Here is a 23,647-nt window from a genome sequence, read left to right as displayed (position 1 = left end):
AGCCATCCCGATCGCGTTCTTGCTCGCAGCAGGTACGACCACGAACGGCAGCGAGCCAGCGCCCGCACCTGCACCTGCAAGCGAGCCCGCACCCGCACCCGCAACGGAGCAGACCATCGAGGACAACGGATGGGGGCCGAGCGAGCCTGCACCCGCACCTGCGACTGCGCCTGAGGCCACGGCCACGCCCACGACACCCGCCGTGGATCCCGCCGAGGAGGAGCGCCTGTGGCAGCTCAAGCAGCGCAATCGCTTCAGGGGGATGCTCATCTCCGGCTTCTCCCTCTTCGGTGGAGTCTATGGCGGCTCGGTGCTGGTCGGTGCGCTCTCGATCGACCTCGCCGAAGGCAGCGACGCGACACGGCAGCGAATGTACGGTCGGCGAATGATGATCCCGCTCGCGGGACCGTTCGCCGCGACGCCGGTGTCCGGCTCGGCCACGCTGGGGCTGCTGACGGTCACGGCCGGAGTGGGACAGGCCCTGGGCCTGGCGCTGGGGATCGCAGGGGCAGTGAAGATCAAGGAGTACCCCAACCCCAAGAAGAAGCAGTTCGCCCTTGGCGTCGCGCCCACGTGGGACGGAGCCGAGGTGGGCCTGTCGCTGCGCTTCTGATCCGACGCGGGCGAGAACTGCCAGTGATGTCGTCCGCGACGTCACGCCCGCGGTCATGGCGCGCAGCGCCGTCACCCGTTGACTCGCCTGCGTCCAACGACCCGCCAGCCACCACCACGCGCGCCCGTCAGCTCTCCCCGCCTTCGTGCCATCCTCTCCCTGGTCGAACGGGTTGAACCGTGTCCGGCGACACGCTAAAAGCCGGGCCGCAGCCGGGCGAGGGCAAATCGACGTGGGCCTCAAGGACCTCTTTTCCAGCTCCGGGCGCCACAAGTCGCGCCTGGACAAGCACATCAAGACGGTGATCAACCCCTACACGCAGTCGGCGGAGCGCTACCACGCGATGGAGCAGCTGCTCGCCGACGGCTCCGAGGAGGCGCTCATCGGCCTGTTTCGGCGCTTCACCGTCGTCTCCACCAAGAGCATCGAGGACGAGGAGGAAAAGGGCTGGGCCTACCGCCAGCTCTCCGGCCTCGGCGCCAAGGTGCTGCCCGCCGCCAAGGCGTTCTGCCTCGAGCACGACAACGTGGCCTGGGCCCTGCGCATCATCGAGGACGTGGCCGACGAGGTGCAGGAGTGGGAGATCCTCGACGCCCTGCTCGAGCGCCACCCCCCGGGCTACGAGCGCGACCCCAAGAAGAAGCTGCAGATCCTCACCCACCTCGCCGACATCGACGACCCCAAGGTCGCCGAGTACCTCGCGGGCTATCTCGGCGACTCCGACGAGGGCGTGCGCTACTTCGCGGTCGAGCAGCTCCTCGACATCGCCGACGAGGACCAGAGCAAGCAGGCGCTCGTCGACCGCCTGTGCCACCCCGACGAGGACTCGCTGCGGCTGCGCACCAAGGTCCTCGACGGCCTCGCCGAGCTGCACTGGGACGTGACCACCGACGCCGACCGCATTCGACCGCGGCTCGGCAACGAGCACGCACTACGCGACGGCAAGGTCGTCAAGCGCTGAAGCCACTGCCATGCCCAAGCGCACCGACATCAAGCGAATCCTCGTGCTGGGCTCGGGGCCCATCGTGATCGGCCAGGCCTGCGAGTTCGACTACTCGGGCACCCAGGCCACCAAGGCCCTCCAGCAGGAGGGCTACGAGGTCGTGCTGGTCAACAGCAACCCCGCGACCATCATGACCGACCCCGAGCTGGCGCACCGCACGTACATCGCGCCGCTCCGACCGCTCTACCTCGACCGCATCATCGCGCGCGAGAAGCCCGATGCGATCCTGCCCACGGTGGGCGGCCAGACCGCGCTCAACCTCGCGATCGCGGCGGCCCGCGAGGGCATCCTCGACAAGCACGGGGTCGAGATCATCGGCGCGCCCATCGACGTGATCGAGCGCGCCGAGGATCGCGAGCAGTTCAAGGCCGCGATGCTCGAGATCGGCCTGTCGGTGCCCAAGTCGGCCTACTGCCGCTCGCTGGCCGAGGCCCGGGCGGCGCTCGAGGACATCGGCTTCCCCGTGATCATCCGCCCGAGCTTCACGATGGGCGGCAGCGGAGCGGCGATCGCCTACAACCGCGCGGAATTCGACGCGCACATCGCCCTGGCCATGGACGAGGCCCTCGACGGCGAGGTGCTGCTCGAGCAGTCGGTGCTCGGCTGGAAGGAGTACGAGCTCGAGGTGATGCGGGACGGCAAGGACAACTTCGTCGTCATCTGCTCGATCGAGAACCTCGACCCCATGGGGGTGCACACCGGCGACAGCATCACCATCGCGCCCGCGCAGACGCTGACCGACAAGGAATACCAGCGCATGCGCGACCACGCGAAGATGGTCGTGTCCAAGATCGGGGTGACCACCGGCGGCTGCAACATCCAGTTCGCGGTGAACCCCGCGACCGGCGAGGAGATCGTGATCGAGATGAACCCGCGGGTCTCTCGCTCCTCGGCGCTGGCCTCCAAGGCCACGGGATTCCCCATCGCCAAGCTCGCGGCCAAGCTCGCGGTGGGCTACACGCTCGACGAGCTGCTGAACGACATCACCAAGGTCACCCCCGCGTCGTTCGAGCCCAGCATCGACTACGTGGTGACCAAGATCCCGCGCTTCGCGTTCGAGAAGTTCCGTGGGGCCGACGACACGCTCACCATCCAGATGAAGTCGGTGGGCGAGGCGATGGCGATCGGCCGCACGTTCCGCGAGTCGCTGGGCAAGGCGATCCGCAGCCTCGAGCAGGACACCTACGGGTTCGACTGGGAGCCGGACGAGGACGCCGGCGAGCAGGTCGAGCGGCTCCTTGGGCGTCCCCATCCCCGGCGCCTGTGGTACATCGGCGCCGCCCTGCGCCGGGGCATGAGCGTGGAGCAGATCCACGAGCGCACCAAGATCGACCCCTGGTTCCTCACCCAGATGAGGCTCATGGTCGAGTGCGAGCAGCGGATGGCCGAGGGCGCCAAGGGCACGCTGCCGGACACCAAGGCGCTGCGCTGGGCCAAGCGCAGCGGCATGTCCGACGCCCGCATCGCGCAGCTCCGCGGGGTGAGCGAGGAGGCGGTGCGCTCGCGTCGGCTCCAGGCGGGGGTGCGAGCGGTCTACAAGCGCATCGACACCTGTGCGGCCGAGTTCCCGGCCCACACGCCCTACCTCTACTCCACCTACGAGGACGAGGACGAGGCCGAGGTCTCCTCGCGCAAGAAGATCGTGATCCTGGGCGGCGGCCCCAATCGCATCGGTCAAGGCATCGAGTTCGACTACTGCTGCTGCCACGCCGCGTTCGCGCTGCGCGAGGCCGGCTACGAGACGATCATGGTCAACTGCAATCCCGAGACGGTCTCGACGGATTACGACACCAGCGATCGCCTCTACTTCGAGCCGCTCACCCGCGAGCACGTGCTCGACATCCTCGACTCCGAGTCCGAGTCGGGCACCGTGGTCGGCGTGCTCGTGCAATTCGGCGGCCAGACCCCGCTGCGGCTCGCCCAGGACATCGAGGCGGCGGGCTATCGCCTCCTGGGCACGCCGGCCGAGTCGATCGACCTGGCCGAGGATCGCGAGCGCTTCGGCAAGCTCCTGGCCCGGCTGCGGCTCCACTGCCCGCGCTGGGGGGTGGGGCGCTCGTCGGAGGAGGCGTTCTCGATCGCCCGCAACATCGGCTACCCGGTGCTGGTGCGGCCGAGCTACGTGCTGGGCGGGCGCGCCATGGAGATCGTGCACAACGACGCACAGCTCGATCGCTACATGCGGCAGGCGGTGCGGGCCTCGCCCGATCACCCGGTGCTCGTCGACGAGTTCCTGCCCAATGCCATCGAGCTCGACGTCGACGCGGTGGCCGACGGCAACGAGTGCGTGATCGCGGGGATCATGGAGCACATCGAGGAGGCCGGCGTGCACTCGGGTGACAGCTCGTGCTCGCTGCCGCCGGTCAACGTGCCGGCCCGCATGCTCGAGCAGATCCGCGAGACGACCCGGGCGCTGGCCCGCGAGCTGGGCGTGGTGGGGCTGATGAACGTGCAGTATGCCCTGCGCGGCAACCGGCTGTACGTGCTCGAGGTCAACCCTCGCGGCTCGCGAACGGTGCCGTTCGTGGCCAAGGCCACCGGGGTCCCGTACGCCAAGATCGCCGCGTGGGTGGGCGCCGGCCAGACCCTCGCCGAGCTGAACGTGCGCGAGCAGGTGCCCGAGCACGTATCGGTGAAGATCCCGGTGTTCCCGTTCCGCAAGTTCCCCGGCGTCGACACGATCCTGGGCCCCGAGATGCGCAGCACCGGCGAGGTGATGGGCATGGGGCACGACTTCGGGGTCGCGTTCTGGCGCGCCATGATGGCCGAGGGCAGCGGGCTCCCGCTGCACGGCACCGCGTGCTTCAGCGTGGGCGACGACGACAAGGACGCGGTGATCCCCGCCGCCCGGATCCTGCACGAGCGGGGCTTCCGCCTGCTGGCCACGCGCGGCACCGCGGCCGCATTCCGGGCCGCGGGCCTGCCGTGCGACGTGGTCAACAAGGTCGCCGAGGGCCGCCCGCACACCGTCGACGCCATGCTCAACGGGGAGATCAACCTCCTGGTCACCACCATGGGCACCGCGCCCGCCGAGGAGAGCTTCAGCATGCGCCGCACCGCCCTGGTCGCGCGCGTACCCTACTTCACCACCACGTCGGGGGCCCTGGCGGCCGCCCACGCCATCGCCGCGGCGCACGAGGGCTCGCCCCAGGCCAAGACCCTGTCCTTGCAGGAGTACCACCAGGCGCCGGCGTTCGACCCCGACAGTGCCCCCACCGACCGGGTGGGGTATCGTTAGCGTTCCGATGGCCGAAGAGAGCTACCCCATGACCCCAGCGGGGCGCGAGAAGCTGCGCTTGCGCCTCAAGCAGCTCAAGGACGTCGAGCGCCACGAGAACGTGCGGGACATCGAGGCCGCGCTGGAGCACGGCGATCTGCGCGAGAACGCCGAGTACCACGCCGCCAAGGAGCGCCAGGGGCAGATCGACGCGGAGATCCGCCTGGTCGAGCACACCCTGGGCCGGGCCCAGGTCATCGACCCCGCCGACATCGACAGCGAGACCATCGGCTTCGGGGCCACGGTCACCCTGCTCGACATGGAGACCGACAAGGAGCAGGTCTACGCGCTGGTGGGCGAGCACGAGACCGACGTCGACCGCGGTCGCATCTCGATCAAGACCCCGGTCGCCCGGGCGCTGCTCGGCAAGCGCGAGGGCGACGAGGTGACCATCAACCTGCCCAAGGGCGTGCGCGAGTACGAGGTGGTCTCGGTCGCCTACCAGGCACTCGACTGATGGCACGCCCCGCTCCCGACTCGTCGCACATGCCCTGGGGCGTGCTGCTCGCCCTCGCCGTGGGCCTTGCCCTCGGCGTGCACGCTTGCCGCGCTGGCGAGTCCGAGCGCTGCATCTGCCCCGAGGACTGCAAGGAAGGCCTGGTGTGCGTGGCATCGGGGCGGGTGCTGCAGGCCGGCGAGTGCACGCCGGCCGTGGGCGAGGATGCCAACCCCGGGGTGTGCGTGCCCGAGGAGGAGGCCGGCGACGGCGACGGCGGCGACGGGTATCCCGAGGTGTTCATGGATCTGGGATCGAAGCGGGACTTCGATCCAGCGCCGCCGCCGACTCCGGAGACGGAGTCGGGCACGACGGATGCGACCGGCGGCGGCACGACGGATGCGACCGGCGGCGGCACGACGGATGCGACCGGCGGCACGACCGACGCGACCAGCGGCACGACCGACGCGACCAGCACCAGCGACGGCGGGAGCGGAACCGGTACCAGCAGCTCGACCAGCGGGACCTAGTGCTTCCCAGGACGATGACCGCGGAGATCAACCGGCTCCTCGAGCAAGACACCATCCTCGAGACCGTGGTGCTCACCGAGAGCACGAGTGTGACCGAGGCAGCGGTTCGACCACGCCGAGCGTGGTGAACTCCCGCGCTATCCGTGCTCCTCGACCTGTTCGCAGCGCTGCAGCGCCGGGACACGAGGATCATGCTCGTGCTGACCGACCTCCCCACGCTGTTCCCCAGCTGGTCGAGGCTCGCATCTACGCCGAGCGCATGTTTCGGGTGAACTTCCTCGACCGGCTCGACGACGAGGCCAGCGAAGAGTGATTCGCCGTCAGGCCAGTCCGCGCCGAACCCCGGGCTGAGCGCATGCGCTCCGGTGCAAGCGCCGCCCGCTCCTCCCCTGTAAGCCCCCACCCGCCCTGCCGTTGCCTCCCCGCTCGCCACCCTCCCGCGCTGGCGCTAGCCTGCCCACCACCATGCGTCCTTGGCTCGTCTTCGCGTCCTCCCTGCTGCTCGTGCTCTCGCCAGCCTGCCAGCGCCTGCCGTCCGACGACGACACCAGCAGCGGGAACGATGGGCCCAGCAACGACGACACCACCGGCTTTGCCACCCTGCTCCCCGGTGACGGCGAGTCGGGCATGGCCGACGAGGACACGGGGATCATGGGAGCCTGCGATCCGGTCGAGCAGATTGGCTGCCCCGCCGGCGAGAAGTGCACCGCCATCGTCTCCGGCGGCCTGGTGACCTACGCGTGCGCGCCCGATTCCGGAGGCCTCGATCCCCAGGCCCCCTGCACCGCCTCGCCCAGCGACGGCGTCGATGGCTGCCCCGCGGGCATGGCGTGCCTGGAGGACGAGGGAGGCTCGGGCCTGTGCGTGGGGCTGTGCGAGGCCGATGCCGATTGCGAGCAGGGTCAGTGCAGCCCCGCGCGCGAGACCGACATCCCCTACTGCGCCAACGACTGCTCCCCGTTCGAATCCCCCTGCCCGTCGCCGCTGGCGTGTCGCCGCAACGGCGATCGGTTCTCGTGCCTGTTCCTCGGCAACGGCGACACCGGCGGCGCCGGCTCGCCCTGCGCGGTCACGGACGATGCGGGCTGTGCCCCGGGGCTGGTGTGCCTGCCCGGCGCGCTCGTCCCCGAGTGCACCAACGACAACTGCTGCGCCCCCGTGTGCGACCTGGCCGAGGCCGATCCCTGCCCGACCCCCTCGAGCTGCTCGCCGATCCTGGAAGGCCCGGCGCCGGGCTTCGAGGACATCGGGGCGTGCTTCGTGCCCGCCTGAGGCTCACGCCTCGCGCTGCCCCCAGGGCTCGTTGGCGCGCGCGAGCGCGACCATGCGATCGGCGATGTACTCCACGCCGTCCTGCGCACCGGGGAGGGATCGAACGTGCCGCTGACGAGCCTTGCGGTGACCCATCACCGCTCCGCCCACCATCGTCGCGAGCACGAACGCCGGGATCAGCCCCTCGACCGCAAACAAGACCTCGGTGGCCATCACGCCGGCGATGAACATCAGCGAGAGCCACATGGAGAGCGCCATCCAGAGCACGGTGCGTCGCCGCAGCGAACGGCCGAGCTTGCGCCACACGAGGATCTCGGTGCCACCCGAGGAGGTGTCGATGTGCACCTCGAGGTCGCGGGTCGACCAGGCCGCGCTCGTGCCCAGCTGCTCGAGCGCGCCCCGACGACGCTCGATCCGCGCGAGCTCCCGGGTCAGGATCTTCACGGTGGATCCATCGAGCGTGCCCGGCAGCCGCCGCCGCGTGCTCACCGAGGTCACCACGCCCTGCTCCTCGTCGGGCGGCACGGCCAGGCCGGCCGACGAGACGATGGCCACATGGGTCGATCCGGCCACGGCCGGAAGACGAGCCGCGGCCGGCGACCCGAACCGAGGCGCCAGCGCGGCCACCCCCGTGCCCCGTGACGGCGACTCCTCGAGCCACATCCCGGTGCTCCCGAGCCCACCTCGCCCGGCGAGCTCATCGACCACCGCGCGGGTGGGCAGCACGTCGAGGGTCGCCCCTTCGTCGCCTTCGAGCCGCGCCTCCGTCACCGTCAGCAACGCATCCATCGACTCGAACCGCTGCGCCGGATCCACCGCCAGCGCGCGCGCGAGCAGCCGCTCGAGCCACGCCGGCACCGGATAGCGCGGGGTGGTGGGTCGCAAGCGTCCCCGCACGATCGAGAGCGCCAGCGTCTGGGGGTCGTCCCCCGTGAACGGCCGCACTCCGTAGACCGCGTGATAGAGCGCCACGGCGAACGAGAACTGATCGCTGCGCGCGTCGGCCGGCTCGCCGAGGTACTGCTCGGGCGCCATGTAGGCCGGAGTTCCCAGCACCCGCCCCGCACCGGTGAGCACCGTGGCCAGCGGATCGACGCCGGCCGGGATCGAGGGGGTCCCCGCTCGGGTGTCGGGCGGCCGCGCGAGCCCGAAGTCGAGCACGCGAGGCCGCCCATCGTCGCCCACGAGCACGTTGTCGGGCTTGAAGTCGCGATGCACCAACCCCACCGCGTGCGCCGCAAACAGCCCGCGACCCGCGGCCACGAACACCCGCAGCACCTCCCGCAGGGTTCGCGGGGCCTCGAGCCAGCGCCGCAGATCGAGCCCCGGCACGTACTCCATCGCGATGAACCGCTGGCCCTCGTAGGTCCCCACGTCGAACACCGCGATCACATTGGGATGCGACAGCCGAGCCAGCGCCCTGGCCTCGGACGTCAGCGCATCCCCGGTCCCCCGCGACAGCTCGGGCCGCAGCAGCTTGATCGCCACCTCGCGCCCCAGCTCCACGTCCCGCGCCGCATAGACGATGCCCATCCCGCCGTGTCCGATGCAGCGGGTCAGCTCGAAGCGACCGACCCGAGGGGGAGGGGTCGCATCCCCGAACAACCCGGCCCGTACCGCCCCACGCAGCCGCGAGAGCTCGAGTGGAGCGAGCGATGGCCTGCGAACGGCATCGGGCGCCCTCGTCGAGCCCGTGCGGCGCGGGGCCACCATCGGCGGCTCGACGAGAGCATCGTCCGTCGAGGGCGTCGAGGGCGTCGAGGGCGTCGAGGGCGTCGAGGGCGACGCGTCGACGGGCGGAGGACTGGGCACGAGGGCGGGCTGCGCGGGCATGGTCGAGGTCCGATGTACCCCGAGCCCCCGCGAGGGATTGCGCGGATCTACGATCCCGACGATTTTGGCGATTCCTGGTCGAGCTGCCGCCGGATCCCGCGCGCCCAGGTATCGAGGCGGGTCTCGGTGGGCTCGGCTCCGGTGACTCCGGCCATCAGATCCGACAGCTCCGCGGCCAACAGCTGCTTGGCTCGCCGAAGCCGGGTCTTGGCCGTTCCCACCGGCACGCCCAGCATCTGACCGATCTCGACCGCGGTCATGTCCTCCCAATAGAACAGCTCGAGCACGGTCTGGTGATCGAGCGGGATCCGACGCAGGGCGCTGAGCATGAGCTGCTGCTGCTGATCGTCGGCCACGAGCTGGCTGGGCGAGCCGCCGAGCTCGGCCGCCGACACGTGCGCCAGGTCGAGGGCCGCCGGCTCGCGATAGCGGGTGCGCAGGTGCTTGCCCAGCACGTTGCGTGCGACCCCGAACAGGAACGCGCGAAAGCTGCCCTCGCCGCGAAACTGCTCCCGCGCCTCCACGCAGCCCAGGAACGTGCGCTGGATCAGATCCTCGTGATCGCGATCGACCTTGTTGTGGAAGAACCGCACCACGGCCTCGAAGTGGCGCGACAGCAGCTCCTCGCCTGCCGCTTGCTCGCCGCGGCCCCAGGCCTGCAGCAGCTCGCCGTCGGACCGAGCGTCCACCGACGCGAGGGTAGCAGCCGCGAACCCGGCTCAGGGCACCGGCAGATCCACCGCCACGCAGCCCGAGCGCTCCACCGTCCCCGGGTTCGCCCTGGAGGGGGCCGCCTCGAGGCGAGCCCCCTCGTCGGAGGCCAGACTCGACGCGTCGGTCGAGTCCAGCCACCCCTCGCGAGCCCGCAGGGCATCGGGAACCACGACTCCGGTCGCGTCGATCCGCGCGACCGTCAGCAGCGCCAGCGCATCACCACACACGAACGGAGCCAGAGCATGAGCCGGACCCACCCACGTATAGTCGCTCTCCACCGACTCGCCCGCGTCCTCCCACAGGCTCGTGAACAGCAGCCGCTCGCCGTCCACGAACCCGAGCCACACGTCGGAAGGCATCTCGCTCTCGTACGAAGGCACCACGGCCAAGATCAGGGGACCCGCCGAGGTCAGCACCCCGTCGTAGACGCAGGTGGTCGACCGACACGGCTCGGGCATCGCGCCCCGAGCCGGTGATGCTCCAGACGGCGCCAGGCTCGACAGCACCAGCCCGTCACCATCGTCGGCCAGCTCCCAGGCGCACGCCTGGCCCTCGAAGCGAGCCCACACGCCCTGGTCCGAGCCCGGCTGGCAGGCCACGCCTCCGCGCTCCGGATCGGGCGCCACGGCCCGCGGGGCCGGGGTTCCTTCCTCCGAAGTGGTACTGGGAGGCGAGCACGCCAGCACCATCCCAGCGAGGGACCCGCCGAGCGCCGACCGTGCGGGGCCACGCATCAGCTGCCGGAGCGTGCGGCTCGGATGTCGATGGTCCGGCCCTGGCCCGTGGTGGCCTCGGACGGACCGAAGGCCTCGGTGTTCCACAGCGTGTCACCGTTGCCGTCGACGCCTCGCACCGCACCGTTGCTGCCCACGCGCACGATCGGCTGCTGGCCTGCCTCGCATGCCGCCAGCTCGGCCGTGGGAATCGGCCCGAACGGCAGCTCGCGATCCTCGGGATCCCCTTCGATCGAGTAGACCACCGAGAGCTGCTTGGCCGCGTCGAGCTCCTGGTCGAAGCCGTCGACGGTGCAATCCACCTTGTTGGGATTGTCCAGATCGCACAGCCGGTCGAGCCAGCCCTCGCCACCGTCCTCGCTGCTGCCGAACACCGGCGCCCCCTCGACACCCAGCTGCTGGTAGTCGGGGTTGGCGTTGTAGAAGTCGATGAGACACTCGAGGTAGAGCAGCGTGACGTGGATCTTCGACGTGCCGACATAGGGGTTGTCGGACTGCGAGGTGCCGCGCTGCAGCTTGATCCACACCACCCCGTGGTCGAGCTCCTCGGCGGGGGGACCCGGGCATCCGGCCAGCAAACCGGCCATGAGGATCGAGAAGGCGGCGATCGGACGGCAAAGCGTTGCGCGCATCGTCCCCGCAGTATCCCCGAGCGCCGCGACCCGGTAAAGGCGCCGCGCTTGGCAACCCCGCGCTCCTCGAGGCCCCGCGCAGACCACCGCGATCGCCGCTGCACATGGCTCGGCAGCCGCGTTCACCGTGGCCTCCCGATCTCGGATTCCGTCGATAACAGCGTTTAGATGGCTTGTGATGCGGATCACTGCTGCTCGACCGGCCCACCGGGACTCTCGGTCCGCCCCGTCGAGCTCGTGGCCTTGGCGTTCCGTGCGCCCCGGTCCCGCCCGTGTGGGCTCCCCCCCACGATCACCGAGCGCTTGCCATGTTCGATCGTCCCCAGGCCGCCGCTTCCTCCTCCGTCGACGATGGGCCCAGCCGTGTGCACATCGGCGGACCACCACTTCGAGCGGGGCTCGAGCGCGCCTTGGCCGGTGCGGTCGCCTGGCGCGAGCGAGCCCGTGCGTCCAAGACGACGGACGCCTGGCTCCTGCACGTGCCCGACGTGGGACCCACCTGCGAGGTCCTGCTCGCCGATCGCTTGTTCCATGATCTGCGTCCGGCGGAGCGCGACGGCCTGCTCGCGTTCGTCCGCGGGTCCCAGGCCGACAGTGGCGCGTGGCTCGACGCCCATGGCGAGCCCGACCTGTCGCTGACCACCCTGGGATGGTGGGTGCTGCGCGACGCCGGTGATGACCCGCGCTCCGAGCCGATGCTCCGCGCTCAGCGGGTGGTGCACCAGCTCGGTGGAGCACAGCGGGCCAACTTCTCCGTGCGGCTGTGGCTGGCCATGGGCGGTCAGATTCCGTGGACCTGGCTGCCCGCGATCCCGAGCGAGCTGTTCCTGCTCCCGCCGCACGTGCTGCTGTCGCCCTCGCGGTTCTCGCCCTGGGCGCGGGGCATGCTCACCCCCTACTTCGTCATTGCCCGCGCACCGGCCCGGCTGCAGCTGCCCGATGCCACCGCGCTGCTGCTGCCGCACAACGACGGCCAGCCCATGGCACCACGCCTCACGCGTCCCGGGCTCGCCGGCGATCTGCTGCAGGCGTTCGACCGCACGGTCAAGCTCGCCCGCAAGCTCCCGCGCGGGCCGCTGCCCCGGCTCGCCACCCGGCGCGCGCTCGCCTTCATCGACGAGCATCAGCAGGGCCACGGCGGCTGGTTCTCGGTGCGCCCCACCCTGCTGAGCCTGGTGGCCCTGCGCGTGATGGGGGCGACGTCCTCGGATGCCCGCCTGCGCCGCGGGCTCGATCACCTCCGACGCGGTCGCGGCCGCGCCCGCATCCCCCAGGGCCGGGGCGCTGGCGAGGTGGCGCTGGCCCAAGGGATCGCCGGTCCCTCGCTCGACGTGCACGGGCGACTGTTGGCCTGCGGCCCCACCGAGCCCGAGCTCGCGTGGCTCTTGCGGCAAGAGCTGACCCTTCGCGGACCGTGGCAGGCCCGCGCCGACGCGGCCACCGGAGGGTTCCCCTTCGAGTCGGGCGCGACTCACCACCTCGACGTCGACGGCACGTGCACGGTGCTCCACACGCTGGCATCACTGCCCGAGGTCGCGGGCCCCACCCCCGGCTTCACCACCGCGATCTGGGCCACCTCCCGGCGAGCCCTCGACGTGCTCCTCGCGATGCAGGAGCCCGACGGCCGGTTCTCGCGGTTCGAGCGCGGCGAGTCCGACGTGCTGATGCAGCAGCTGCCGTGGACCGACGCGGATCTCCTGGCGCACGGCCGAACCGACGACGACGAGCACGTCCGCACCAGCGCGCGCGTGCTGGCCACCCTGAGCGCCGCGGGCTTTCGCATCGACGACGATCGCATGGCCCGAGGTCTGCGCTGGCTCGAGCACACGCTCGGTCCGCGCATGCACGAGCACGTGACCACCGGGCGCCTGTCCACCGTGGCTGCGCTCGCCGAGGCCCTGGGGCCCCTCACTCCCACGAGCCACCCGCTGCGCCGCGAGCTCGAGCAGCGGCTGCGCGTGCGTCAGCACGAGGACGGCGGCTTCGGGCCGATCGTCGACACCGCGCACGCCCTGCAAGCGATGCTGGCGCTGGGGCTGCACGACGTGCAGACCCAGCGCGCTGCCGCCTGGCTGGCCACCCGTGCCATGCGTGACCGCGACGGCGAGCTCGCGTCGTGGTCGCAGCCGGTCGACCGGGGCCTGGGCCTGTCGCCCGCCGGCTTCGATCCCAGCGCCGGCCCCCGCGAGACCGCCATCGCCTTGCAGGCCTACCTCGCGACCAAGCCCTAGGGAGCAATCGCCATGTCCACCACCGATCCCATCGTTACCACCGAGCCCGCGGCCCGAGGGGCCGTCACCGAGGCGCCGCTTCGCCACGCGCGCTACGACGTCGTGATCGTGGGGGCCGGCCTGGCCGGCTGTGCCACCGCCCGCGCCCTGGCGCTGGCCGATCGCTTCGCGCGTCGGCGCGTGCTCGTGGTCGACCGCTACCGCGACGTGCACCCGCGCTTCTCGGGCGAGCTCATCCACCCCCGCGGAGCACAGATCCTCGACGACCTCGGCTTGTTCTCGGCCCTGCACGGGGTCGGCGGAATCGAGGTCGGAGGCTTCGCCGTGTTCGAGCACGCCGACGCACCGTTCGTGGACCTCAGCTACGCCGACGTCCCACGCGAGCGGCCGCGCGGCCTGTCGATCCACCACAAGGAGCTCGTGCGCACGCTTCGTCGCGAGCTGCGAGCCACCCCCCGCGGCAGCGCCGAGGGAATCGAGCTGCTCGAGGGCTGGGCGGTGGCCGACCTGCTCCGCCACGGCGATCGGATCCGGGGCGTGGTGCTCGAAGGCAAGGGGGGCCAGCGCGCGTCGGTCCACGCCGATCTGGTGATCGCCGCCGATGGCAAGGGCAGCACCGTCCGCAAGCTCGCCGGGATCTCCGACGAGGGCCGCGAGACCATCGGCTTCACCGCGGGCGTGGAGCTTCGGGGCGCCAGCCTCCCGCGGCCAGGCTACGCCCACGTGTTCCTGGGCGCCTGGGGCCCCGTGCTCGCCTACCCGATCCTGCGACAGGCCGACGGCACCATCCGCACGCGCGTGACCTTCGATCTTCCGCGCGAGCTGCCGGTCAAGGGCCCCGCCCTCAAGCAGCACCTCTTGCGCTCGTACGTCCCGTTCGTTCCCGCCCCGCTCTCGGCCGAGATCGCCGCCGCCGTCATGGCCCATCGAGGCCCACTGGAGATGGCTCCCACCGTCAACCTGCCCGCCCCGTCGGCGGCCATGCCCGGGCTGGTGCTGGTGGGTGACGCAGCCGGCTGCTCGCATCCCATCACCGCCAGCGGCATGACCATGGGCCTGCGCGACGCGGAGACGCTGGGACTACAGGCCAAGCGCCGCGCCGACGCGCCCGATGGCGAGCCATGGCTCGATGCCGAGTCGCTTCGTCGCTACCGAGCCGAGCACGATCGCTACGTCCCCACCCGCCAGGCGCTGGCCGACGCGATCTACGAGGCGTTTCGCGGCGGCGAGGACGGATCGCGAGCGATCCGCCGGGCGCTGTTCGACTACTGGGGCAGCGGGGGTACGGCTCGCCGGCGCTCGATGGCGCTCCTGTCGTGCTCGGAAAGGCGACCCCACGTGTTCCTCACCGAGTACATCAAGACGGCACGGCACGCGCTCGAGACCAGCTTGGTCCCCCAGCACGCGTCGATGTATCCCGTCGGAGATCGCGTCCGCCGGGCGCGAGGAGCGGCCAAGCTCGCCCGCAACAAGCTCGGGTTGGTGGCCGCCGTGATGTGGGCCCAGGTACGGCCCGCCTGGCTCACCCGCATCGAGAGCCGCTAGGCGCCGTGCGCAGGCCCCCCGGCCCGCAGGGCGCCGACGAGGCAGGGGGTCTGCGTATGGCCCGGTTCGACGTCGTTTGACACCCCAGGGAGCGCGGCCTACGCTACCGCGACGCATGAGCGCACGGATCCTGGTGGTCGACGATGATCCGTGGATTCTACGGATGGTCACCGCCTCCCTGAGGAAGCGGCAGTTCGTCGTCGATACCGCACGTGAGGGCCGACAGGCGCTCGACCGGGTCAAGGCGCACGCGCCCGACGTGATCGTCTCCGACCTGATGATGCCGGTGATGGACGGGTGGAGCTTCGTCCAGCAGCTGCGCCAGGACCCGCGACTGGCCAGCATCCCGGTCATCTTCCTCACCGCGCTCGGCAAGGACCAAGCCAAGCTGCGCTCGATGGGCCTGACCGAGCAGGACTACCTGGCCAAGCCGTTCCGCTTCGAGGACCTCGAGAAGCGGGTCGATGCCGCCCTGGCCGGCCGCGCCGGAGCCGTGCCTTCCCGCCACGCGCCGCCGCCGAGCCATCCCCAGGGCCCCGCCGACTACCCGGGCGTTCACTCGCCCCCGGGCTATCCCCCCGCCCCCACGCACAACTATCCACCTCCGGGGCCCACCCACAACTCCGGCGTCCACCAGCTCCCGGGCTATCCACCTCCGGGGCCCACCCACAACTCCGGCGTCCACTCGATGCCGGTGCCGCCCTACGGCTACCCCGGTCAGTACCCGCCGCAGTACGGCTACCCCAACCCATACCCACCGCCTCCGCAATACGGCTACCCCGGCCAGTACCCGCCGCCACCGCCCGGGGCGTACCCCAACCCCCCCGTGCCCCCCGGCCAGGCGCCACCGCCGGGCGCAGCCCCACCTCCCGCCGCTGGCCAGCCGCGGCCTTCGTCCTCCGACGCGGAGGCACGCGCCCGCCGAGCCACGGCGCTCAGCGGCAAGCTCGAGCAGCTCGGACTCTCGAGCCTGCTGGTGATGATGGAGATGGAGCGCAAGGAAGGGGTGCTCAGCCTGCTCGAGGCCAAGGGCGACTCCGCGGGCAAGATCCAGCTGCGCCGTGGCCAAGTGGTCGCAGCCGAGCTCGACGACGAGCCCGACCTCGGCGGACGCGAGTGCGTGTATCGCATGCTCGCGTGGACGGCCGGCACGTTCAGCTTCAGCGCGACCACGGTGGACGTCGAGGACACCGTGCAGTCCTCCACCACGCACCTGCTCATGGAGGGTGCGCGCCTCATCGACGAGGCGAGCCGCGACGAAGAAGGCCTGTGAAGCGGGAGTTTCGGCGCCCTCGCGAGGACGAGCAGCCCACCGGGGGCCACCTCGACGAGCTGCTCGCCGATCCCCCGGAGCTGCCGACGGTGGGGCCGCTGACCGGCTATCGCGACGGCAGCCGGGCCCGTCGCAGGGTCTACGGCGGCCTCGTGGTGGGCCTCGTCGTCGCCGGGCTCGCAGGGCGCTGGTACATCCAGCACCTCGAGGAGCAACGCCACGTCGTGATTCCGGAGTACGTGCTCGCCGAGGGCAGCGAGGGCGAGGCCCGCCCCGACGTGCTGGTGTGGGAGAGCGGCATGGCGCACCTGGGCCTGTCGCGTCAGGAGCCGGGCATCAAGGCCATCGTGCTCCCCGACCGCGTGCTCACCCTGGCCGAGAGCTGTGACCACGCGCAGATCAAGGTCGACGTGCAAGACGGCAAGACCGTGCGCCTCAAGGTCGTGCACGGCGAGATCAAGCAAACGCCTCGCAAGCCCCAGCCCGGCTAGCCGAATTTGGTTCAGGGGCCCACGCCTGGGGGCAGCGGCAGGATCGCCGCCAGGTCCTCGGGCCACGGAGCGAAGAAGCTCATGCACTGGCCGTCGCGAGGGTGCGGCAGCTCGAGGCGCGCCGCGTGCAGGGCGTGCCTCCACAGCCCCAGCGTCTCTCCGAGCTCGGACAGCGGCCGCCCGTGCTCCACCACGTCGAGGAACCACGACTCCTCGATCCCGTAGAGCTTGTCGCCCACGATGCCGTGCCCGAGCTCGGCCAGGTGCACGCGGATCTGGTGCTGGCGCCCGGTTCGAGGGCGCGCGCGCACCAACGTGATGGGCCCGTCCCTAAAGTCGCCGTGGGCCAGCGCCTCCACCTCGGTGCTGGCCGGCAGCCCCCCTTGCAGCGGCGATCGAGGGCCCATCTTCACGCGGATCTCCGAGCCCTGCGCGGGGCCGAGCGGGATCTCCACCGTGCACGACCCCTCGAGCCGGCCGTGCACCAGCGCCAGGTATTCCTTGTGCACCTCCCGGTGCTGGAAGCTGCGCTTGAGCACCGAGCCGCTGCCGCCGCGCCTCCCGAAGACCATCACCCCCGAGGTCTCGCGATCGAGCCGGTGGGCCATCTCCCAGCCGTGTCCCACCCCCAGACGCGTACGCATGACCGCCGTCAGCGTGTGCCGGTGATAGCGAGCGCTCGGGTGCACGGGCAACCCCGCGGGCTTGTCGATCACCAGCAAGTCGGGATCCTGGTGCCGGACCGCGTAGTCGAGCACCACCTCGGGCTCCGGCGGGGCCGGCCGCATCACGGTGACCACCTGTCCCGCCCGCACGCGATGGGCCGGTCGCACGATGGGCCCCCGTCCGTCGCGAACCTGCCCCCGCTCGATGATGGCCCGGATGCGGGTCCGCGACAGCCGGGTGATGCGGGCGTGGATGAAGCGATCGACGCGGTAGCCATCGTGGCCCGCCCCCACCACCAACGGGATGGCGATCCACTCGCCGTCGTGCGCATCCGCGCCTTCATCGCGATCGGCGCTCGGCACCGAGTGAGGTATAGTACTTTTCGCCATGACGACCGAGACCAAGAAGGCCTCCGAGGCAACCCCCGCGGACGAGGAGCAGAGCGCCCTCCCCACCATCCTGGCCGGGGCCGGGATCCTGGCGGTGGCTGCGCTGCTCATCTTCTGGCCATCGGGCGACGATGCCAAGGGCAAGGGATCCGAGAAGGCGACCGCCGGCAACCAGGCCGGCGCGGCCGATGGCAAGGGTGCCGGCGCAGGAGGCCGAGCGGCCGGGGTGGGCGCCCGCTCCGTCGACGCCGCCACCAGCCTCCCCTCCACCCGGCGCAACAGCGCCATCAAGCTCCCGGCCGGCGGCAACGGCATCGCCGAGATGCCCGAGCCCCAGCCCCAGGATCCGCCGCCCACCGCCACCAAGGACGAGAAGATCGCGTTCTACGAGAAGCGGCTCGAGCAGGCGCAGCGCGTGCTCGAAGCGCGCCAGAAGTTCGTCGATCGCCTGCCGCAGGTGCAGGCCCGCGTCGAAGCCTCCGACAAGCCCGAAGAGGGCATGAAGGCGTTCGAGAAGCGCAAGAAGATCGTCGAGGACAACCTCGCCAAGGCCAAGCAGGACCTCGAGGAGATCGAGGGCAAGCTGGCCCAGCTGCGCGGAAACTGACCCTCGCATTCGTCGAGGGGTGGACCGGTGGCATCCACCACCAATGCGTCTACCATCGCGTCATGTACAGACTGCGTTGGTCGTTGGCGAGCCTATGCGTGTTGGTCGCATGCGGTGACGACATACCCGATGCGAGCTCGAGCGCCTCGACCAGCGGCACGAGCACGAGCGAGGCCACGACGCTGCCGGGCACGTCCACGATGCTCGACACCACCGCGGTGCCCGACACCACCATGACGGTGGAGACCACCGTCGACCCCGAGACCACCGCGGGCCTCGACGCCACCGCCGAGGGCACGACCTCCACCGGCCCGGGCTCCACCACCACGCTCGACGACGGCACGACCACCACCGACGGTGCCACCGAGTCCACCGGCCCCGCGGTGGAGCCCATCGCCCTCCCCGACGGCGCCTGCATGCTGCGTCAGCAGCCCAGCCTGCTCATCACCGGTGCACTCGACAACGACTCCGATCCCCAGGACTCGGCGGTCGTGCTCGTCGGCGTGGATCCGATGAGCATGGAAGGCGGGACCATCGTGGCCATGGGCAACGACTTCGTCTACACGCCGCCCGCCAGCGGCTTTTGGGGCGAAGACGTGTTCAGCTACACGATCGAGGATCCCGAGGGCAACCAGGGGATCGGACAGGTACACGTGATGGTGTGGCCCGGCCCCATCGATGCCACCGAGCTCGTGGCCGATGCCCATGGTCTGGCGATCTCGCCGGACGTCTCGTTCGGGCGTCTGGGCTGGTCGGTCGCCGGCAACGGCGATCTCGACGGCGATGGCTACGACGACGTGGTCGTGTCCGCTCCGTTCTCGTGGAACGGCCAGGGCCGCATCTACGTGGTGTTCGGCCGCCCCGATCCCACCTCGATCCCGCTCACCGACGTGGCCGGCGGCATCGGTGGCTACGTGGTCTACGGCGACGACGTGGCCGCCTACACGGGCTGGTCGGTCGCCGTGCTCCCCGACCTCGATGGCGACGGCAACGACGACCTGGCCATCGGCGCGGGCTGGTCCAGCGCCAACGGCAACCGCTCGGGTCGCGTGGCCGTGATCTTCAGCCAGGACTTCGGCGCCACCATGTCGCTCTCGAGCCTGCTGCTGGCCGACGGCTTTGCCATCGATGGAGCCGAGGCCGAGGAGTGGGCCGGTTGGTCGGTGGATGCCCTCGACGACCTCGATGGCGACGGCATCGCCGAGATCCTCGTGGGCGCTCCGCAGGCCACCGACGTGCTGCCGGGCGCGGGCGGACGCGCCTACGTGGTGTTCGGCAAGACCGATGCCACCCCCGTGTCGCTGGCCTCGGTGCTCGCGGGTACGGGCGGTGGCCTGGCCCTGCTCGGTCAGCCCGCCGATCACGTGGGCTGGGCCGTGAAGGGTCTGCACGATCTGAGCGGCGACGGTCTGCCCGAGATCCTCGCGGGGTCCTACAGCGCTTCGGGTAGTGCGGGTCGTGCATATGTCACCCACGGCCCGGTGCTCCCCGCCACCATCGATCTCGCCATGGTCGCCGCCGGGGTCGGAGGATGGGACATCCAGGGCGCTTCGGGAGGGCTCGCGCTCGGCCGAGCCCTCGGCGAGCTGGGCGATCTCGACGGCGACGGCCGATCCGAGCTGGTCGTGGCCGCCCCCGGCCCGGCGTTCTCCGGCGACTCGGCCGTGCACGTCCTCTATGGCTCGGGCACCACCGGCCTCGTGCTCGGCGCGATGCCTCCCGACCGCGGCGTCACGCTCCCCGGCCTCGTGCCGGGCGACGACCTCGGGTGGTCGGTGGCTAGCCTCGACGACTTCAACGGCGACGGCTGGCCCGACCTCGCGCTGGGTGCCCCTTCGGCCATCGGCGGCCAGTTCGGCAATGGCGCGGTGTACGTGGTGTTCGGCCGCGAGGATCTCTCCACCATCGACCTCGCCGAGGTCGCGCAGGGCCGCGGCGGCTTCGTGGTCACGGGCGAGGACTGGGACGACGAAGCCGGCTGGTCGGTGGCCTCGGCGGGCGACTTCGATGGCGACGGCTCGACCGATCTGCTCCTCGGCGCCCCCCTTGCCGAGCCCATGGGCGGCAACTCGGGCCGCGCCTACCTGGTGCTGGGCGTGACGCCCAGCTGGCCCGAGCTGGGCGCCTGCGTGCCCGAGTGATACTGCCGTCACCTCGAGCGGTCGCGTGCCGCGATGCCCGATCGGTGGCGATCGCCCTCGACGAGGCGCAGCTGCTGAGCGTCAGCGACGACACCACACCCGACGTGCCCCATGTCGACATCACGCAGCGCTGGGTCTAGCGTTCTGCGTTCTGGGTCGACGCGTCGCCCCGTGCGCAGCCCACGTCGGCGACGAGTTTCGGTAGACTCGCATCGACCATGCGCAGGGTGCTGACTGCCATTCTCTCCGCGACCGCATCGATTGCCGCGGTGCTCGCGAGTCCGAACCTCGCGCTCGCCGCCGAGCCCAGGGTCGGCCTGCTTCCGCTCGAGCTCGACGGCAAGCTCCCTCCCAACGGAGACACGCAGCTCGCACAGAAGATCGAGAGCAGCGTGGCCGCGACCGGGGCCGCCGTGGTGCCCGCGGCCACGCTCGGCAAGGCCGCCTGCCCCGACGAGGGCTGCATGAGCGAGCTGGCCGCCAAGGCCGGAGTCACCCACCTGGTGCGCCCCTCGGTCCGGCTGCAGGAGAGCGACTACGTGATCACGCTCGCCGTGGTCGACGGCATCACCGGGCAGGTGATCCACGAGGCGCAGCAGGTGTGCGAGCTGTGCGGGCTCACCGAGGCCATCGAGGTCGCCGGCTCGCTCGCGGGCTCGCTGAAGGAGCACCTGGTCGCCCCCGACGCGCAGACGGGTACGCTCTCGATCTCGTCCTCGCCGACCGGGGCCGAGGTCCTCGTCGATGGCCAGCCGGTCGGCGTCACTCCGCTGCAGATGGCGCTTCCGATCGGATCCCACCAGCTCACGCTGCGACGTGGAGGCTTCGAGAGCATCGACAGCGACGTCTCGATCGAGGCCGGACTCACCGCCACGATCGAGCTCGCGCTGACGCCGGTGTCCGCCGAGCGCAAGCCCCTGCCCCCCATCGTCCGCCCGCTGAGCTGGGCCGCGATCGGGGTGGGCACGGCCGCGCTCGGCTCGGGCATCGCGTTGTTCGTGCTCGACGAGCGCCCGGTGACCTTCACCCGCTGCTCCGGCGACGACGTGGACGCCGAGGGCAACTGCCGCTTTCGCCACAAGACGCTCGCAGGCGGCGTGATCATGACGGTGACCGGTGTGGTGGCGATCACGGCGGGGGCGCTGTTGTTGGTGCGCAGCAACAAGGACCGGGCGCGGGACGACGATCGACGCGTTCGCCTTCGGCCCGGCGCACGGGGGATCGCGCTGCACTTCTAGTGCGGCGCCGCTTCGATGCGCCTTCGAGACCGCTCTTGCTGGATGGGATGAGGGATTGACATGAGGAACCCGCGATCGAACGACCTTCGCCGCCCCGGCTCGAGCGCCATGGTGGCGCTGTTGCTGCCCCTGGCGACGAGCGGCTGCTGGGAGCCCAATCCCCTGTTCCAGGACAACCCGTTCACCACGACCGCGACGACCGAGGGCACCACGAGCTCCACCATGGACTCGAGCACCACCGTGACGTCGACGACCATGGTGGATCCGAGCACGACCACCGGCGACACCACCGACACCTCGCCGCCGCTCACGACCACGAGCACCATGAGCACCGACTCGACCGGCACGCCGCCGTGTGGTGACGATGGCGATTGCAGCGATCCCACCCCGTTGTGCGGCCCCGACGGAGCCTGTCAGAGCGGGATGGCCGGCGATCCCTGCGATGACGAGTCCGACTGTGCGGACGCTCCCCTGTGCGGCCCGGCCGGCTGTCAGGTGGGTGTGGCCGGTGATCCGTGCGACGACGCGTCCGACTGCGACGCCGGAGCACCGATCTGTACTTCGGGCAGCACCTGCGAGGTGGGTGACGAGGGCAGCCCGTGCTCGGCCGAGGGCGACTGCAACATGGACGCGCCGATCTGTTCCTCGGGCGGCCAGTGCCAGGACGGCGGACTGGGCGATGCCTGCGGCGCGGCGAACGACTGCGGTGCCGCAGCACCGATCTGTGGCCCGGGGGACGCATGCCAGGTGGGCGAAGAGGGCGATCCATGCGGCTCCAGCTCGGACTGCGATCCCGCGATCGCGCCGTTTTGTGCGCCCGGCGGACAGTGTACCGACGGCAGCGAAGGCGACCCGTGCGCGGGCGATGCCACGTGCAGCGCGGCTGCGCCCTACTGTGCACCCGATGGCCTGTGTCACGACGGCGACGAGGGCGATCCGTGCAACAACGACGCCGACTGTGACGACGTGCTCGCGCCGTACTGCGTCCCCAGCGACGACATGTGCCACGACGGATCGCCTGGCGACCCCTGCCAGAACAACGGCGACTGCATGGCCAACTGCCAGATGGGCATCTGCCAGTGACGACCCCGGCGCGCTTCAGCGTGGGGCCTGGCTCGCCGGAGCCCGAGCGGCCGCCCCGATGCGCTCGCTGTCGAGCAGCTCGACCCGCGTCGACTCGTCGCCCCCGGAGCTGCGCTGATGGAGCAGCACCGCGAGCCGGTCGCCCCGTGGCGACGGCACGAGCGCGTCGAAGTGGGCCACCGCCGCGCACTGCTGATCGGTCCCGCAGCCCTCGCACGGATCGACGTGGAGCAGCCACGCCGGGGGCCCGCCCGCTCGACGGCGTGCGCCGAGCTTGAGCATCGCGCGCGGCTCCCCGGCGTTGGTCGCTTCGAGCTGCCGCGTCTCGACCACCAGCACCACCTCGGACCCCTGCGACCAGCGCGTGGGCGTGGCCAGCGGCTCGAGCGCGCCGAGGCGCGACTCCAGGGCCGCGGTCGACGGCGCCGCGTCCGTGCACCCCGTCCCCGCCTCGAGCGCTTCGCTGGTGCCGTCGAGGTGGAACAGGCGGCACGCGGTGCAATCGGAGCCCGCGGGGCGACAGTGGACGAAGGTTCGGCCGTCGGCCGACCACGCGGCGCGATCGGCATGGGACGACGCGAGCTCGCGGCCGGGAGCCTCGCGCAGGGCCTCGATGGACGCTCGTGGACTCGCGCCATCGACCGCGAGCTCGAGCGGCCCCGTCCGATCCTCGGCCACGTCCCTGCCCTCGTCCATCGCGGTCGGCTCGGGCTCGCGCGTCGTCGTGCGGGGCTCCGCGCGGTCGGGGCCGACGCACGCGCTCGACAGCAGCAGACCCAGGCCCACGATCACCCGACGCATCGGGGATCGGACGATCCGAGGCGACGCCCGCATTCCCGATAGCGTAGCAGGGTCGCGAACGACCAAGCCCGCGGATCCACGTCCAAGAGTGAGCCCGAGCGCGACCCGACCACGCTGGCCTCCTGGGCCGAGCCAGCG

Annotated in this window: 20 protein-coding genes; 14 read left to right on the top strand and 6 right to left on the bottom strand. The window is 71.2% G+C overall.

Features of this window, described 5'->3' with window-relative positions; all coding sequences use genetic code 11:
- Positions 1-202: 202 nt before the first annotated feature.
- From OEB96_RS19585 to OEB96_RS19560, 6 genes are all read left to right on the top strand, one after another.
- Positions 203-613, top strand: a complete 411-nt coding sequence (locus tag OEB96_RS19585) for a hypothetical protein (RefSeq protein WP_266217808.1) — start codon at positions 203-205, stop codon at positions 611-613.
- 232 nt (positions 614-845) lie between these two features.
- Positions 846-1,574 (top strand): HEAT repeat domain-containing protein, encoded by a 729-nt coding sequence (locus OEB96_RS19580; RefSeq protein WP_266217806.1) that lies wholly within the window; start codon positions 846-848, stop codon positions 1,572-1,574.
- Between the two features lie 10 nt (positions 1,575-1,584).
- The gene (gene carB / locus OEB96_RS19575; RefSeq protein WP_266217804.1) at positions 1,585-4,854 is read left to right on the top strand and encodes a carbamoyl-phosphate synthase large subunit; all 3,270 of its coding nucleotides are present in this window, start codon (positions 1,585-1,587) and stop codon (positions 4,852-4,854) included.
- Positions 4,855-4,861: 7 nt separating this feature from the next.
- Positions 4,862-5,350, top strand: coding sequence for a transcription elongation factor GreA (gene greA / locus OEB96_RS19570; protein WP_266217802.1), 489 nt, complete (start codon positions 4,862-4,864; stop codon positions 5,348-5,350).
- Positions 5,350-5,859, top strand: coding sequence for a hypothetical protein (locus OEB96_RS19565; protein ID WP_266217801.1), 510 nt, complete (start codon positions 5,350-5,352; stop codon positions 5,857-5,859). Before greA ends, OEB96_RS19565 begins: the two co-directional genes overlap by 1 nt.
- Before the next feature lie 465 nt (positions 5,860-6,324).
- Positions 6,325-7,131, top strand: a complete 807-nt coding sequence (locus OEB96_RS19560; RefSeq protein WP_266217799.1) for a hypothetical protein — start codon at positions 6,325-6,327, stop codon at positions 7,129-7,131.
- A gap of 3 nt (positions 7,132-7,134) precedes the next feature.
- Here OEB96_RS19560 and OEB96_RS19555 read toward each other — a convergent pair whose 3' ends face one another.
- Genes OEB96_RS19555 through OEB96_RS19540 form a run of 4 tightly spaced genes read right to left on the bottom strand, consistent with a single transcriptional unit; the run spans position 7,135 to position 11,044 of the window.
- Positions 7,135-8,964 carry a serine/threonine-protein kinase gene (locus OEB96_RS19555; RefSeq protein WP_266217797.1) on the bottom strand — a complete coding sequence of 610 codons (1,830 nt, stop codon included), beginning with the start codon at positions 8,962-8,964 and terminating at the stop codon, positions 7,135-7,137.
- Positions 8,965-9,011: 47 nt separating this feature from the next.
- On the bottom strand, positions 9,012-9,653 hold the full coding sequence (locus OEB96_RS19550; protein ID WP_266217795.1) for an RNA polymerase sigma factor: 642 nt from the start codon (positions 9,651-9,653) through the stop codon (positions 9,012-9,014).
- A 30-nt stretch (positions 9,654-9,683) separates the two neighbouring features.
- Positions 9,684-10,367, bottom strand: coding sequence for a hypothetical protein (locus OEB96_RS19545; protein ID WP_266217793.1), 684 nt, complete (start codon positions 10,365-10,367; stop codon positions 9,684-9,686).
- A 44-nt stretch (positions 10,368-10,411) separates the two neighbouring features.
- Entirely contained in the window at positions 10,412-11,044 is a 633-nt protein-coding gene (locus OEB96_RS19540) for a hypothetical protein (protein ID WP_266217791.1), read from the bottom strand.
- Between the two features lie 308 nt (positions 11,045-11,352).
- On the opposite strand from OEB96_RS19540, the gene OEB96_RS19535 reads away from it, so the two are divergent.
- From OEB96_RS19535 to OEB96_RS19520, 4 genes are all read left to right on the top strand, one after another.
- Positions 11,353-13,275, top strand: a complete 1,923-nt coding sequence (locus OEB96_RS19535) for a hypothetical protein (RefSeq protein ID WP_266217789.1) — start codon at positions 11,353-11,355, stop codon at positions 13,273-13,275.
- 12 nt (positions 13,276-13,287) lie between these two features.
- On the top strand, positions 13,288-14,820 hold the full coding sequence (locus tag OEB96_RS19530) for an FAD-dependent monooxygenase (RefSeq protein WP_266217787.1): 1,533 nt from the start codon (positions 13,288-13,290) through the stop codon (positions 14,818-14,820).
- Positions 14,821-14,935: 115 nt separating this feature from the next.
- A complete protein-coding gene (locus OEB96_RS19525) occupies positions 14,936-16,093 on the top strand; it encodes a response regulator (protein WP_266217786.1) in 1,158 nt (385 codons plus the stop codon).
- Positions 16,090-16,584, top strand: a complete 495-nt coding sequence (locus tag OEB96_RS19520; RefSeq protein WP_266217784.1) for a hypothetical protein — start codon at positions 16,090-16,092, stop codon at positions 16,582-16,584. Before OEB96_RS19525 ends, OEB96_RS19520 begins: the two co-directional genes overlap by 4 nt.
- Before the next feature lie 11 nt (positions 16,585-16,595).
- Here the strand turns inward: OEB96_RS19520 and OEB96_RS19515 are convergent, their stop codons facing one another.
- The gene (locus tag OEB96_RS19515) at positions 16,596-17,612 is read right to left on the bottom strand and encodes an RluA family pseudouridine synthase (RefSeq protein ID WP_266217782.1); all 1,017 of its coding nucleotides are present in this window, start codon (positions 17,610-17,612) and stop codon (positions 16,596-16,598) included.
- A gap of 25 nt (positions 17,613-17,637) precedes the next feature.
- Between OEB96_RS19515 and OEB96_RS19510 the strand changes: the two genes are divergently transcribed.
- From OEB96_RS19510 to OEB96_RS19495, 4 genes are all read left to right on the top strand, one after another.
- Positions 17,638-18,246 (top strand): hypothetical protein, encoded by a 609-nt coding sequence (locus OEB96_RS19510; RefSeq protein ID WP_266217780.1) that lies wholly within the window; start codon positions 17,638-17,640, stop codon positions 18,244-18,246.
- 62 nt (positions 18,247-18,308) lie between these two features.
- A complete protein-coding gene (locus tag OEB96_RS19505) occupies positions 18,309-20,387 on the top strand; it encodes an Ig-like domain-containing protein (protein ID WP_266217778.1) in 2,079 nt (692 codons plus the stop codon).
- A 227-nt stretch (positions 20,388-20,614) separates the two neighbouring features.
- Positions 20,615-21,625 carry a PEGA domain-containing protein gene (locus OEB96_RS19500; protein WP_266217776.1) on the top strand — a complete coding sequence of 337 codons (1,011 nt, stop codon included), beginning with the start codon at positions 20,615-20,617 and terminating at the stop codon, positions 21,623-21,625.
- Between the two features lie 60 nt (positions 21,626-21,685).
- Complete coding sequence (locus OEB96_RS19495; protein WP_266217775.1) at positions 21,686-22,708, top strand: hypothetical protein; 1,023 nt, start codon at positions 21,686-21,688, stop codon at positions 22,706-22,708.
- Positions 22,709-22,723: 15 nt separating this feature from the next.
- Here the strand turns inward: OEB96_RS19495 and OEB96_RS19490 are convergent, their stop codons facing one another.
- On the bottom strand, positions 22,724-23,509 hold the full coding sequence (locus OEB96_RS19490) for a hypothetical protein (RefSeq protein ID WP_266217773.1): 786 nt from the start codon (positions 23,507-23,509) through the stop codon (positions 22,724-22,726).
- Between the last annotated feature and the right edge of the window lie 138 nt (positions 23,510-23,647).

Source organism: Paraliomyxa miuraensis (genome assembly GCF_026337845.1).
Taxonomy (GTDB): domain Bacteria; phylum Myxococcota_A; class Polyangia; order Nannocystales; family Nannocystaceae; genus Paraliomyxa; species Paraliomyxa miuraensis.
The sequence above is the reverse complement of the archived record's forward strand: the minus strand, read 5'-3'. Positions and strand labels throughout refer to the sequence as shown.